At 41.6% G+C, this 14,753-nt stretch carries 12 protein-coding genes; 9 read left to right on the top strand and 3 right to left on the bottom strand.

Translation table 11 applies throughout. The annotated features are described in order from the left end of the window. The first annotated feature begins 29 nt into the window (after positions 1-29). Entirely contained in the window at positions 30-4,715 is a 4,686-nt protein-coding gene (locus tag ORD22_RS08060; RefSeq protein WP_317645419.1) for a leucine-rich repeat protein, read from the top strand. A 139-nt stretch (positions 4,716-4,854) separates the two neighbouring features. Then, on the top strand, positions 4,855-5,244 hold the full coding sequence (locus ORD22_RS08055; protein ID WP_317645418.1) for a S8 family serine peptidase: 390 nt from the start codon (positions 4,855-4,857) through the stop codon (positions 5,242-5,244). Positions 5,245-5,295: 51 nt separating this feature from the next. Here ORD22_RS08055 and ORD22_RS08050 read toward each other — a convergent pair whose 3' ends face one another. Continuing rightward, on the bottom strand, positions 5,296-6,096 hold the full coding sequence (locus ORD22_RS08050) for a hypothetical protein (RefSeq protein ID WP_317645417.1): 801 nt from the start codon (positions 6,094-6,096) through the stop codon (positions 5,296-5,298). Between the two features lie 169 nt (positions 6,097-6,265). Then, on the bottom strand, positions 6,266-6,802 hold the full coding sequence (locus ORD22_RS08045; RefSeq protein WP_486377079.1) for a DUF7686 domain-containing protein: 537 nt from the start codon (positions 6,800-6,802) through the stop codon (positions 6,266-6,268). Positions 6,803-7,174: 372 nt separating this feature from the next. Here ORD22_RS08045 and ORD22_RS08040 point away from each other — a divergent pair, with 372 nt between their 5' ends. From ORD22_RS08040 to ORD22_RS08020, 5 genes are all read left to right on the top strand, one after another. Then, a complete protein-coding gene (locus tag ORD22_RS08040; RefSeq protein WP_317645415.1) occupies positions 7,175-8,362 on the top strand; it encodes a hypothetical protein in 1,188 nt (395 codons plus the stop codon). Between the two features lie 15 nt (positions 8,363-8,377). Continuing rightward, positions 8,378-9,607: a Zn-dependent hydrolase gene (locus ORD22_RS08035; protein WP_317645413.1), complete on the top strand. Its 1,230-nt coding sequence runs from the start codon at positions 8,378-8,380 to the stop codon at positions 9,605-9,607. 238 nt (positions 9,608-9,845) lie between these two features. Beyond that, a complete protein-coding gene (locus ORD22_RS08030; RefSeq protein ID WP_317645412.1) occupies positions 9,846-10,646 on the top strand; it encodes a hypothetical protein in 801 nt (266 codons plus the stop codon). A 307-nt stretch (positions 10,647-10,953) separates the two neighbouring features. Continuing rightward, positions 10,954-11,550, top strand: coding sequence for a hypothetical protein (locus ORD22_RS08025; RefSeq protein WP_317645411.1), 597 nt, complete (start codon positions 10,954-10,956; stop codon positions 11,548-11,550). A 45-nt stretch (positions 11,551-11,595) separates the two neighbouring features. Further along, complete coding sequence (locus tag ORD22_RS08020) at positions 11,596-12,768, top strand: tetratricopeptide repeat protein (protein ID WP_317645410.1); 1,173 nt, start codon at positions 11,596-11,598, stop codon at positions 12,766-12,768. A gap of 43 nt (positions 12,769-12,811) precedes the next feature. Here ORD22_RS08020 and ORD22_RS08015 read toward each other — a convergent pair whose 3' ends face one another. After that, positions 12,812-13,855 (bottom strand): YARHG domain-containing protein, encoded by a 1,044-nt coding sequence (locus tag ORD22_RS08015; protein ID WP_317645409.1) that lies wholly within the window; start codon positions 13,853-13,855, stop codon positions 12,812-12,814. Positions 13,856-14,052: 197 nt separating this feature from the next. Here ORD22_RS08015 and ORD22_RS08010 point away from each other — a divergent pair, with 197 nt between their 5' ends. After that, positions 14,053-14,421: a hypothetical protein gene (locus ORD22_RS08010; protein WP_317645408.1), complete on the top strand. Its 369-nt coding sequence runs from the start codon at positions 14,053-14,055 to the stop codon at positions 14,419-14,421. A gap of 15 nt (positions 14,422-14,436) precedes the next feature. Next, entirely contained in the window at positions 14,437-14,649 is a 213-nt protein-coding gene (locus tag ORD22_RS08005) for a hypothetical protein (protein ID WP_317645407.1), read from the top strand. Positions 14,650-14,753: the final 104 nt, after the last annotated feature.

Here is a 14,753-nt window from a genome sequence, read left to right as displayed (position 1 = left end):
TAATAATGAGAGCGAATGGAGAGGATAAAATGAAAAAAATATTTATGATGATGTTGGCTACTTTTCTTGTATTGGCTAGTATGCCACCGATAGGGGCAGTTCATGCAGCCTCCATATTTGAGACTAACGAAAATCCAGACGGTACTTTAACAATTACCAAATACAATGGAACGGAAATAGAGGTTGAGATTCCGAGTGAAATAGGCGACAAGACTGTTTCGGAGATTGGGAACTTTGCATTTTTCTTAAAACAGTTAACAAGTATAACAATTCCCGAGAGTGTGAAAGTAATAGGAACCGGTGCTTTTGGTAATAACGAACTGACGAGCCTAACGATTCCAGAAGGTGTGGAAAGAATAGAAAATACCGCCTTTTCTAGTAATAATCTGACGAATATTTCAATACCGGAGAGCGTTACTTATATTGGAGAGATGTCTTTTTATAATAATAAACTCACAAATGCGACGATACTTGGAGAGCAAACAATTATAGGGCAATCTGCCTTTTCTTCAAATTTGTTAACGAGTGTGACAATCGCGGATGGTGTGACAGAAATCGGAAATGAAGCCTTTTATCCTATCAATCGTTTAACAAGTGTGACCATCCCAGGAAGTGTGAAATCAATAGGGAATTCTGCATTTCAAGGAGCACCTGCAGGCTCAGGAAATGCGCTCACAAGCGTGACGATTGAAGAGGGCGTGGAAATTATTGGGGATTCTACCTTTGCTATGAATCAATTATCAAGCGTGACCATCCCAAATACAGTGACTGGATTAGGGAACTCTGCATTTTATGGTAATAGGTTAATAAGTGTGACTATCCCAGAAAATGTAGAAACATTAGGAGAGAATGCCTTTGCTTATAATCAATTAGAGCAAGTGACGTTTGAAGGTTCTCCTGTGCTTGGAACGAACGCTTTTAATCAATCATGGGGACTATATAAAGAATTTAAAGAATGGTATACAGATCAGGACTTTACCTCGCAATGGGACGGAACTTCAGTACCAGATGGGAAGAAACTGTACGGTAAGAGATTACCCAATCCACCGAAAGATGTGTGTGCAGTTGCTGGAGATGGGAACGTCACAGTAACCTTCACTGGCCCTGAACATATCGGTGGGAATGTAGTAACGAAATATACAGTGAAAGCGTATGTAAATGGAACAGAACAAACCGACTTAGAAATGTCGGGCGATGCATCACCAATTATGGTAACAGGACTTACGCATGACACCGATTACACCTTTAAAGTAACTGCTACGAATAAAGCGGGCGATAGTGTGGAATCAGTTGCTTCGGAATCAGTCAAAGCAGTAGTGCTTTTTGAAACTACGGACAATGATGACGGCACGGTGACGATCAAAAAATACAATGGAACGGAAAAAGAGATTGAGATTCCGAGTAAGATAGGCGGCAAGACTGTTTCGGAGATTGGAAATTTTGTGTTTATCGCAAAACACTTAACAAGTGTAATAATCCCCGAGAGTGTGAAAGTAATAGGGGTGAGTGCTTTTGGTAGTAATCAACTGACGAGTGTTACGATTCCTGAAGGTGTGGAAGTAATAGGGGTGAGTGCTTTTGATAGTAATCAACTGACGAGTGTTACGATTCCCGAGAGTGTGAAAGTAATAGGGGTGGCTGCTTTTCGTAGTAATCAACTGACGAGTGTTACGATACTAGGAAATGATACGATCATAGATGCTTCTTCATTTTCTTGGAATTTTTTAACCAGTGTAGCAATAGCAGATGGAGTAACAAAAATCGAGTCTCAGGCATTTTATCCTCTCAATCGCTTAACGAGTGTGAGAATTCCGGGAAGCGTAAAATCAATAGGAAAGTCTGCGTTTCAAGGAGGAATTGCTGGAGCAGGAAATGAGCTTACTAGTGTGACGATTGAAGAAGGTGTGGAAAGCATAGAGGATTATGCATTTACTCAAAACCAGTTGTCAAGCATAACTATACCGGAAAGTATGAAAACCATAGGGGAAAATGCGTTTGCATATAATAAATTAGAGGAAATCATATTTGAAGGTAAACCAGTACTTGGAAAGGATGCATTTACTCAAGGGTCTCAGGAATTTAAAGGATGGTATACAGATCTTGAGTTTACAAATGCGTGGGACGGAACTTCAGTACCCGATGAAAAGAAACTGTACGGCAAGAGAGTACCTAGTCCACCGAAGGAAGTAAGCGCAGTTGCGGGGATAGAAGAAGCGACCGTTTCCTTCACAGGTCCAACGCATATAGGTGGAAATACGGTAACTGGTTATTCAGTGAAAGTATATGTAGGCGAAACAGAACAGACCGACTCATTAACAACAGGCGCCGTGTCACCGATTACAGTGACTGGCTTAACACCAGGCACGGCTTACACATTCAAAGTTGTGGCAACGAATGCAACAGGTGACAGTATAAATTCACAATCATCAGCTGCTGTTACGCCAGTTGCTGAATATGAAGCTACTGAAAATTCGGATGGTACAGTAACCCTTACTGGATATAACGGTACGGCGAAAGAGGTTGTAATACCTAATCAAATAAATGGCAGGTCTGTATCAGCTATTGGTAATAATGTGTTCAAGGATAAAGGACTAACGAGTGTACAACTTCCGAAAGATCTAACCACAATAGGGGAGAATGCCTTCTCAGGAAATCAATTAACAAATATAGTGATCAATGAAGCTAGCAACGCAATTTATATAGGTAACCATGCGTTTAGTAATAATATAATCAAAAATGTAACGTTACCAATAGGTGTTGTTGAAATAGGGAGCTATGCTTTTTTCTCCAATGAGTTAGTAAGCGTAGAGATTCCAAGTAGTTTAGGAACTATAGGAGAAAGTGCGTTTAGTCATAATGAGATTGCAAGTGTAACCATGCCTTTTAGTTTGAGTGCATTAGGTGAGAATGCCTTCAGTCATAATAGACTAACTAGTGTAATGATTCCTCCTGGGGTAGTAATGGGTAAAGGTGCTTTTAGTTATAATGAACTGATAAGTGTAACATTTCATATAGGCGTATCTGCTATAGCAGACAATGCTTTCAGTCATAATAAACTTACGACTGTAACAATTCCTGTGAATGTTCGAGAGATTGGATCGAATGCTTTTTCTTCCAATTACGTAGAACGTGTTACATTCGAAGGCTCACCAACTATTGGGGTAAATGCATTCAAACAGGATGAAGCTAGTATTTTTCCAGAATTCATTAGTTGGTATACAGATGCAGAATTACTGAATATATGGGACGGAACTTCTTTAGTAGTAGGAACAGAACTCTATGCCAAGAGAATGCCGAATCCACCAACAGACGTAACAGCAACCGCTGGAGTTGCCAAAGCGAGCGTGTCATTTACAGAACCAATGCATACAGGAGGGAATGCAGTCACTAAATATACAGTGAAAGTGTTTGAAGGTGAACAAGAAGTTACAGAACTAGAAACAACTGGTACTGCTTCGCCTATTACTGTGAACAGGCTAAAACCGAGAAAATCTTACACATTTAAAGTGATTGCGACGAATGAAGCGGGATCTAGCAAGGATTCGAAGTTTTCGGAAAGTGTCATACCTCATGCTCCGTTTATTCCAAGTGTGCCAGTCAGCCCAACACCACAACCGACAACGGAAATCATTACCTTACCTATTGAAACAGATAATCAAGGATCTGTCGTTACAACTGCAGCCATTAAACGTACAACCGATCCTACAGGAAAGAAAAAAGACGAAATTGAATTTTCGCCAATCCATGCTGCTGAAATCGTTCCGAAACTAATAGAATCAGGTATCGAACGGGCACGTATTGTCATTCCTGATGCCAAAGATGAAGTGTCTGAATTACATGTCTCTTTCCATAAAGGGGCTATCCAAGCGTTCCGACAAAACGCAATCGGATTAGAAGTTTTCACAGAAAATGCAAGAATCATCATACCAAAAGACTCGGTTACTAACGTGAATGACAACCTTTACTTCCGAGTGATTCCGATGAAGGACGAAAAGCAAAAGAATGAAGTCGAGGAACGTGCGAAGCAAGAAGAAGTCATTAGCGAAGTGACGGATAGCTTAAATATTCAAGTAGTTGGTCGTCCTATGACAATTGAAACGAATATGCCCAATCAACCAGTTGACATCATTCTTCCGTTAAAAGATCAAAAAATTCCTACTGACGCAAAAGAACGAGAAGAATTCTTAAATAAACTAGGTGTGTTTATCGAACATAGTGACGGAGAAAAGGTATTTATCAAAGGTGAGGTTGTTCCGTATAAAGAAGGAGAACTTGGTTTAAAATTCACCATTCATAAATTTAGTACCTTTTCTATCATCCAAATGGAAGACGGATGGAAAGTACCGAATGTTAACGATCAGTATACAGGCGACACTACTGTATTGGAACAACCTGTGATGATCGATAAAATATGGACGATTACTTTCAATCAAGCCGCGAATGCGGAAACCGTCAACGCAAATACTGTATATCTTTATGATGAAGATGGTAAGAAAGTCGAGATAGAAAGTAAACTGACGAACCTTAACCGTTCAATTAAAATCATTCCGAAAACGTATTATAAACCAAATACTGACTACTATCTTTATGTAAGCGATAGTATAGAATCGGCTAAAGGGAAACAACTAGGTACACCACAACGATATGTGTTTAAAACGACTTCGTATTCATTGGAACCGAGCAAAAAAAAAGAAGAAACGATAGGAGCCTTATGAAGAGTATGTACTAGTAATTGAAGAAGGTTTGCAGTCGAAAAATAAGAATACAATGGATGGAACGGTGAGAAAGTCCATTCCGACAGGTGATTCTTTCACGAAAGAACTACAATTTACGTAACGTCCAAATACGACGGATGTGTTGGTCCCTGAAGAAGCAGTAGTGATCTTGGCAGAAGAGAACGTGTTGACTGATCAGTATGATTCCCATGTCGTGTGGATTCTTCGCAAACATACACCGCAAGGAGACAAAGTAATTTTACCAGCTACTAATTTCTCCAACTACGGCAGAGCGCTCGACCTAGTCGCGCTGGGCGAGTTAATACTAAGTTTACTCGCTAATGGGGAAGTTATGTATGGCTCGGGTACATCCATGGCGACACCTTATGCAGCGGCTCCAGAGATGAACAAAGATCGCGTGCGCACCTTATTGTTAGAATATCATGTAGATTTAGGGCAAGAAAGTTATGATTTAGAATATGGCTGGGGGATGTTAGATACTGTGAAAGTCCTTCAATCTTTACACTAAGAATATAAAAAGCAGTTTCCGAATGAACCTCAATCGGAAACTGCTTTTGTTTTACTTAGATTTAATGATGAATGTTGCGTTCTTCACTTGGTCTACATTGTCTGCTTTAATAATCGAGTTTTGGTAAAGATCACGTTCTTTATCGTACTCCATTACATAATCTTCACCGTTTACAGTAAGTACTAATGTATCTTCAGGCTTTGCAGCGGGTACTTCTTCAGCGGTAATTCTAATAATATATGTTTGTAAAATAGGGTCTAAAACAGCTAATCCGTTTACGGAGCCAACTGTTTTTGCAGCTGGAACCTTATCTTGATCTACGTTCGTTTCAGAGACCTTTTTTTCATCTTTCACGACTGTCACTGTGATTGGCTTTTTCGGATGTTTGTCTTTCAACTGATTTACAGTAGCAGCAGTTAAGTCCTTTACTTCCTTATCCGTCGCATCTTTCTTTGCGTTAACTTCTGCAAAGACTGTTCCATTTTGTTCGAACACTTCAACTGCTTCTACATTTTTGTTCTTTTTGACCTCAGCAGCATTTTCTTTAAGTGCTACGCGGCCTTTTACTTCAATTGGATTTCCGTGTCTAGCGTAATTGTATCTGTCTGCCATTGGGTCAACATTCTTTGCATTTTCTTCTTTTTTATCATCTACAGTTTCATCGGTTTTATCTCCAATAGTTCCATCAATTTTAGCGTCCTTTTTCTCGTCTGTTGTTTGTTCGGTAGGCTTGTTTTTATCCTGATCCGCTTGGTTAGTCTCTTTGCTAGTGTCCGAATCTGAACTACCACCAAAGCACCCCGATAGCAACAAGGCTAAACTGGAGGCAACAATTGCAAATTTAATCTTCAAGTTAATCATCCTCTCTATTTTCTAGTATAACAAAACTTTCATTTGATTTCGAGTGATATTAAACTATTAAACCCATCTCGAAGCAACGAATAGAGAGAAAATATGTAATAAATCGAGCGAAGGTACCATGTCCCCACACAATTAGGTCATTCAATAAACGTTTTGCTGTTCATTCCAGCTCATCGGCCAAATCCTTCATCGCTATCTTCACTTGAAATCCTTCGAAAGCCTGCAACATACGGCCCACTTCATCCCACGTATATGGCTTTCCGTCGATGATTGCGAGCGGTGTTTCACTGTTTGCTGAATCGTAGGCAAGTACGCCTTTCAAGTGGTTTTGTTTTACATACGTATAGGGTTCAGCCGTTGAAAATTTCCCTGTTTCCAGATAAGTCTCCGACAGGCCTCGTGTTGTTTTTTCTCTCAGCTGTTTGAATAGTTTATGCTGATTGGTATCCGGTTCCCCATCCACTGCAAACTCGTATCCTTGTTCCCATCGTTCACGCGCAGTCAGCAAAATCGCCGTTCCCGTAATCTGCTGTTCCACTTCGAAAATACGTTTTACTCCATTCGCGTCATCCGCGACAAATGTTTTGGGCAGTTGCGGAAGCTCTATCCCGAGTTCCTCCGCCATCACTGTATTATAGCAATCCATACAGAGTGAATGATTGCTGTACCGTACGCGCACTGTGTCAGTACTACACATTTCGCACTTCATCGGATCTCCCTCCATTTTTATCTTTATCGTACCATAAATAGTATGGAAGAACTTAGAGGATTAGTGCAGGGTACTAGTTCTCCAAGCAATTAAACTCATTCGAATGGCTCGGATCATCGTAGACTTGGCAGGCAGTCAGGAAATTACTTCTACTGCATTAAAAAGAAGTAATTGAATGGAAGTGTTTGCCGACAGGATTGCAAAAGACGGAAGATGCCTAGACATATAAGAAACTGGCAACCGAGCACTTATTAGTATGTTGTCTAATAAAAATATTGCACTTGTCGAAAGGTATCGACTTTTCTGTTAATCGTATGGTACCATATACTATGGCTTTACAACGAGAGAGGAGTGGATGATATGCCACAAATGCTTGCATTTGCTATATTAGCAGGGATTTTATACATAGGAGATTTAATTGCAGTTCGTACAAAAGCATGGATTCCATCAATATTCATCTGTGCGGTATTAATTTTATTTGGGTATTGGACGTTTTTCCCTGAGGATATCGTTGCGATTGCCGGTGTACCGCCAGCAGTTGCTACCTTGTTAATATTTTTATTGATTACGAACATGGGTACAATGCTTTCTGTTCAGCAGCTAAAACAGCAATGGAAAACGATTTTGATTTCAATTTCCGGAATAATCGGTATAATTGTGTTCCTATTTACGATTGGTGTCTTACTGTTTGATATGAAAACCGTTTTAGTAGCGATCCCGCCTTTAGTCGGTGGAATTGTTTCTGCGTTGATCATGTCTGAAGGTGCAGCTGAAGCGGGTCTTGTCACGCTGTCTGTTTTTGCGGTTGTGATTTATGTAATGCAAGGCTTTGCTGGTTATCCATTGACGTCGATAGTTTTGAAAAAAGAAGGAAAGATGCTTCTTCAAAAGTATCGCGGTGGGGAATTGGAATTGAAGGATGCCCCAGTAGAAGCGGAGTTACTGGCGCCTAGCGAGCTGAAAATGTTTAGCAAGATGCCGGAGAAATATAATACGGAATATTTCAAGTTTTTCCGTTTGGCGTTTGTTGGTTTTCTTGCCTATGGTGTATCTACGCTACTCGCGCCATTTATTACGATCAGTCCGTACGTACTTTGTTTACTGTTCGGAATTATTGCGACAAGCGTCGGTTTTCTTGAGCGCAACGTACTTCAAAAAGCGAATGGTTTCGGCTTCGCTATGCTCGCGTTAATCTTGTTTATTCTCGATGGTCTGAAAAAAGCGACACCGGCCATGATGTCGGAGATTTTGTATCCGCTCGTCGGTTGTATTATATTAGGTATCATCGGTATGTACATATTCTCGTTTTTCATTGGAAAGGTTCTGAAGGTAAGCAAAGAGATGGCGTTTGCGGTGTCACTTACAGCCTTGTACGGTTTTCCAGCGGACTATATCATTACGAATGAAGTCGTTAACTCATTGACGGAAGACGAAAAGGAACGGGAAGCATTGCTTAGTCATATGCTGCCACCGATGCTTGTCGGAGGGTTTATTAGCGTGACGATTGTGTCGGTTGTTTTAGCAGGAATTTTCGTCGGCTTCTTATAATAGGAGGAATGTAAGATGACAGCGAATAAAGAGCGTATCGCGCAGCATATTGAATTACTAGGACAGTTCACAGCCACTCCTGGACAAGGTGTGACGAGACTGACGTATAGTAAGGAAGATTTGCACGCACGGAATTATATTAAAGAAAAAATGATAGAGTATGGTCTTCAAGTGTCAGAAGACGGTTTTGGAAATATATTTGGCAAGCTAGAAGGTACGTTGAAAGATGCACCTTCTGTAATTGTCGGATCGCATTTTGATTCGGTGCCGCACGGTGGGGCGTATGACGGGACAGCGGGTGTTGTCATCGGGTTAGAAGTGGCCGCGCTGTTTCAGGAGCTACAAGTGACACCTGATTATCCGTTAGAAGTACTGGCGATGGTGGAAGAGGAAGGTTCTCGTTTCGGTGGAGGATTGATGGGGTCACGAGGCATGATGGGCGTCATGACGGAAGAGGATTTTACTACAGTAGCGGATAAAGACGGCATTTTAGCTACAGACGCAATGGCGGCCATTGGACTGGATCCTTCCAAAGAAAAAATCCGAAGACCAGAGACGATGAAAGCCTTTCTTGAACTCCATATCGAGCAAGGGCCGATTTTGGAAGAGAAGGGCATTCGTATCGGTGTGGTAGAAGCGATTGTTGGTCTCGTGCAGTTGGAAGTGACTGTGCAAGGACGCGCGGGTCACGCAGGTACTACGCCAATGGACCGCCGCTCGGATGCGCTTGTTTCCGCAGCGCAACTGATTGCAGCGTTTCCGCAAATCGCGGAAGAGACAGGCCACGGTACAGTCATTACGACTGGACGACTACAAGTATTCCCGAACGGTGCGAACGTCATTCCAGACGAAGTTGTTTTTTCAGTAGATATCCGGGCTGGCAAGGATGAATATATACAACAGGCCTTAGGTCAGGTAAACGAGCTAGTGGCATCTCATAATGGAGTAGAAGGTATTCGAACCGATGTCGATCAACTCATGTCTATAGAGCCAAAGGAATTAGATCCGGACATTCGTGGACTGTTTAAGGACATAAGTGAAGAGTTAGCAATTCCTTATTGTACGATGAATAGTGGGGCAGGGCATGACGCGATGGTGCTGTCGGATTTCACCGCATGCGGCATGGTGTTCGTCCCTAGTAAGGACGGGCTTAGCCATTGTCCAGAAGAATGGTCCGATGCGGAACATTTGGCGGATGGTGCGACGATTTTGTTTGAAGCGGTTAAGCGGCTGGCGTTAGTATAAGATGAAAAAGTTCCTCGACTGTGTAATCAGCCGAGGAACTTTTTTTGTATGGAAAGGAGATGGATAGCTTAGTAAAGGTACGTGTAGACGATAAGTGTTTCATTCCAACATGGAGTGTGGGGATTTTGATTTTCTAGTTAATATAAAACATTCACCTAAAATAAATATACTTTTTCTAAACAGCTGTCCACTTTTCGACCCCTGCTCTCTATATAGAGGGAAAAAGGGGTTTTTTCTTATGACACATTATCTTTCTACTTATGCAAGATTTGCAACCAAGGAACAATTAGATGCAGCAGCACGTACGCATGCGGACATTCACTATAACGCGATGAACAAGACGGATCGTGCCGTTTTAGAGATGATTCGTTGCTATTCGGTGAAGTATTTAGCAGCACATTTGAAGCATGAGACGATGGAGAAGAAGCTAGGTTTATCGAATTCAACAATCAGACGTGCGTTGCGTAAATTAGCGAAGCTAGAAATTATTGAGCGAGTTCAGTTTGTACGACCTGTATTAAATGGATTGGGTGCGAACATTTATGTCATTTTGCCTGTCACTGACCAGGGGGAAATGGACAGCCCGGAGAAGGCGGACGAGCCTTGTCATGATGCGGTTTCTGACGTAGTATCTCAGAAGGAAGCTTCTTTTTTAAAATCTACAAACATTAAACAACAATCAAAGACGTCTCATCTTGCAGATGAACAGTTATCCACAACCCTGTTTTCTAAGATGAAAAATGTCCTTGCGTTGACCGGAGATACTTCAAAAGCAAGAGATCTATTTGCGATTTATCGTTCATTGTCCAATCGGATGTTACGTTTTGAAATTCATCAAGGGAAAGAAAAGTTGTTTGAGGAATTAGCGTATCGTGCAGCGAGAATTAGTGTGATGGCGACGAAGACGAAGAACATACGGAATGTGGCGGGGTATTTTAGTGGCGTGCTTAGACAGTTGATCACAGATGCGTTGTTTGCGGATATTCACGAGGAGTATTCGGTTTCAGTAGATGAGCTGTATTATCCTGGCTTGATATGAAATAGATTGCTACTAAAGAAGATTGGCAGTCGACTGCGTGTAGAAACGTGTACGGGAGAGAAAGTTAGGTTGAAATCTTTTCGCTATACATATGTTAATCTGCTTCAGGAAAGGACAGATTTGGGTAATGAATTGAAGCAATCACTCGATATTTTCACTAGTCTTGTTGTTTTCTACATTAAGTAATGCTATCTTATCAGTAGAATAAACCAAATAGTGGGAACATTATCGAAACATGTCGAACGTAGCTAGACTACGGTTACATGACGAAATAGAGCAGAAATTGCATTATGAAATGAGGGGTTTGATGAATAACGTAGATATTCCAAATGCTGATCGACCAAAAGGGTTGCAGGGACTTCTTGATAAAGAACTCATGAAGTTGGAAAAGATCTCATTGGATGACTCCGCAAGTGATGCTGTTGAACCATCCGAGGCAGTGGAACTTCAACAGAAGGAGTTAGTTGCTTATTCAAATTTCGAGACGCTTGGAGAACTTCTTGACTCAGATCTACTAGCCGCTTCCATAAAAGAAGAAATCGCAGGTTTGACATTTGATGGTGCTGTCGGGCAAGTGGATTTGGCGAGACGGGCGGTTGAGATGTTTAATTTGGTGGATCATTTACGTATGACGCTTGAAGAAAGTGATTCTGAAAATTATTTGCAAGTGAAGTCGGTCGTTTCTCATTCGCTTGCGTTGTTGCGTGAGATGGGGATTCATGAGGTGGATGTCTATGGTCAGTACGTAGATGAGGAGTATATGGAGTTATTAGGGACAATACCAGCTGAAGAAGCGCCGGAAGGTTTAGAGACGTATCAAGTGGCGGTCGTATACCGCAGAGCCTTTACGTTTGAAGGTACGGGGAAGATTATTCAAGAGGCTTTAGTGAAGACGGTTTCGTAAGGGGGAGTTTATGGTGATGCATATAGATAAAGAGGTGGTTGCATCATGAATTCAATTATTCAGATGGAGGAGCTCGCTAAGCAAATTCATCGTCAAATTGGACAGAAACAATACTTGAAAGCGCTCGCTTCCCTAAGTTCTCTTGAGGTGGTTGGTGGCAATCGGCAACAGATTCTTTGGCAGAAGGCGTTGCTGGAATGTAAGGTCGGTCGCCTACATATCGCGCGTCGGTATCTTGAAGATGTAGAAGGACCGCAAGCTGAATGGTTGCGAGAGGAGATCGATAGCAACTGGTCTACGTATGCGTTTCTAGTTGGTGAATATAATGCAGCGGTTGCTGAGATTCGTAAAGGTCATTCTGAAAATGCATTGTACATTTTGAATGATGCATTACATAGAGTCGGAGATTTGCCGATATCAATTGAAATGTATCGAATGAACACACTATTACTTGCGAGCCATCGTCCGGATTTATTGGATCGATTTATTTTGGATTTACCGATTTATGCGATGGATGATCGTGTAATTAAGCGCGTGCTCACGGCAAGAACAGCGCCAAGCCTTATTGAGCAACGAGAAATGCCAGTGAAACAGCGCAAGTCGTTTGGGCGAGTAGTCGCTTTATATGTAGCGATGATTAGTGCGCTTGGCTTGTCGGGATATATGTTGTTAAGTGACAAGGAGACGAAGGGTAACGTGCATGATCAGCAAGTAGATGTGTCTACTGAGGTGATTTCAGAACCGAAAAATACTGATTTGGCTGCTGAACAACTAAAGCCGCAAGAGTTGGCAGATGATGAAAAGCCGTTATTTATCTCTGCAGAAGTAGCGGAAGAGTATTATATAGATGGGTTTAAAGACTATCGCAATGGCAATTATTCCAGAGCTAGTAAGTCCTTTGAACAGGCCATCCGTTCTTTAGAAAGTGAGTATTTTTCGGATGATGCAGCTTATTTTCTGACTGCATCCTATATGAAGGAAGAGGCTTATGAGCAGGCTCTACAATCAGTGGAACAGTTTCAAAGGGAAGATAGTAAACATTACATGGAGTCTCCTTACCGTGAGGCGATCCGTCTTCAGGAGAGCGCTGCATTGGTAAAGTTAGATAGGCGTGAGGAAGCTATTGGTATTTTGGAGGAACTTTCTAACAAGGCGGAAGTAGACTGGGTGAATCATGAAGCGGCTACGATGCTTAAATTATTGGCTACTGATGAGTAATTGGAAAAGAGACATCGTAGGATTTTCTGCGATGTCTCTTTATTTACTCTTTTGATTTAATTAGGGCAACATTGTGTTTTTCCCATTCGGTCAATGAACCACCATAGGCGTCGTTCGGTACATACCATGTTTGTGAGTCAAAATACGCCTGAAGTTCTTTTGATTTGAAAATATAGCCGTAGCGCGCGTATATTTCATTGCGGGCTAAACGCAAATCACTTTTTGAAAGACCCTTTAGATCAGATGCTTTCAAATACGTATCTCCGCTAGTGGGAAGGATGAAATAATCATTGTAGATTTTACCAACGGGGGTATCGTTCTCGGTAGACGATTCAGCTTTATTTGTTATGCTTGCATCTTGCCCATTCGATTGTTTGGCGATTAGCGCTACTTCTTCAACAGAAGGAAAGAAGAGGCTAATTGCATGGTTTTCCCCAAATATATTCGCTTGAATTTCTTCTGAGATAGTTTCCCCGTCGATTATAGTTGTCATTTTAATTGGGTAGATACCAGCTAAAAACGGTCCGAATTCGGCAGTTTCCCCACGTTTTTTAATATAGCCAATTTCGGAGTTTTCTGTAGAAAGGATGGTCTCATCACCTATCGATTCCACTTCAACAATATAACCAGTCGGATTAATGGTATATAACGGGAATAATCCTAACCGTTTACCTGATGCTCTCATGGAAAACATGCCCTTATTTTGTTCCATCAAGTTATTTTCTATCGTCTGAACAGTGGATGGATTTTTCTCGATCAATGCTAACAGTGCTTGCAAGCTATCTTTGTCTACAGTGATGCGACTATCTTTCGGCACAATTAGTTCGTTCAATGTATTTGTATCTTGTGTGATCAGCGCAGTGATGAATTGTTCCGCCACAGCCTCTTTTCCATATTCAGTTTGCATTGCGTAATACCCGAAGAATCCACCAATTATAACAATGGCTAAGACCATTTGATAAAGTGGCGGCCGTTGAATGAATGATTTTTTAACAGATGCACGGCGGAACGATAAGAATGCTCCACAATTCATGCAAAACTCTTCTTTCTCAGGATTCATTTCCTGGCATGTAAGACATTTTCTCATAAGCTATCTCCAAATTCATAGTAGTTCTTTAGTAAGTAAGGTGATTGTAGCAAGTGTTCTAGAGAATTATACTATGTATTTTAGAATAATTCTATGTTCGATGTATCGAGAGGGGATTAGGTGATATTTCGCTTATGGAATGGTGATTATTGTTCGCTGGATGGGTCTAAGTACTTGTGTTTGTTGGTTGTGAGCTTGTGGATTTGAGGTGTGCGCTCATAGAATTGTGTTTCGCGCTCATAGAATTGTGTGGCGCGCTCATAGAATTGGGTTTCGAGCTCATAGAGTTGAGTTTCGCGCTCATAGAGTTGGGTTTCGCGCTCATAGAGTTGGGTTTCGCGCTCATAGAGTTGGGTTTCGCGCTCATAGAGTTGGGTTTCGCGCTCATAGAGTTGGGTTTCGCGCTCATAGAGTTGGGTTTCGCGCTCATAGAAGTGAGTTTCGCGCTCATAGAAGTGAGTTTCGCGCTCATAGAAGTGAGTTTCGCGCTCATAGAAGTGAGTTTCGCGCTCATAGAAGTGAGTTTCGCGCTCATAGAAGTGAGTTTCGCGCTCATAGAAGTGTGATTCGCGCTCATAGAGTTGGGTTTCGCGCTCATAGAGTTGGGTTTCGCGCTCATAGAGTTGGGTTTCGCGCTCATAGAGTTGGGTTTCGCGCTCATAGAAGTGAGTTTCGCGCTCATAGAAGTGAGTCTCGCGCTCATAGAAGCTGGTCTCGCGCTCATAGAAGTGAGTTTCGCGCTCATAGAAGTGCATAATTACCTTACAGTAGACAGTATAAGAAAGCGCTCCTAAAGGACAGACTACATCCTGAGGAGTGAGATCATGACTAGAAAAACGTATGAATATGAACTGAAAAAGAAAGTGGTGGAGCTTTATTTTGAAGGGCATGCCGCAAA

The sequence above is a fragment of the Sporosarcina sp. GW1-11 genome (genome assembly GCF_033088395.1).
In the GTDB taxonomy this organism is placed as follows: Bacteria; Bacillota; Bacilli; order Bacillales_A; family Planococcaceae; genus Sporosarcina.
The sequence above is the reverse complement of the archived record's forward strand: the minus strand, read 5'-3'. Positions and strand labels throughout refer to the sequence as shown.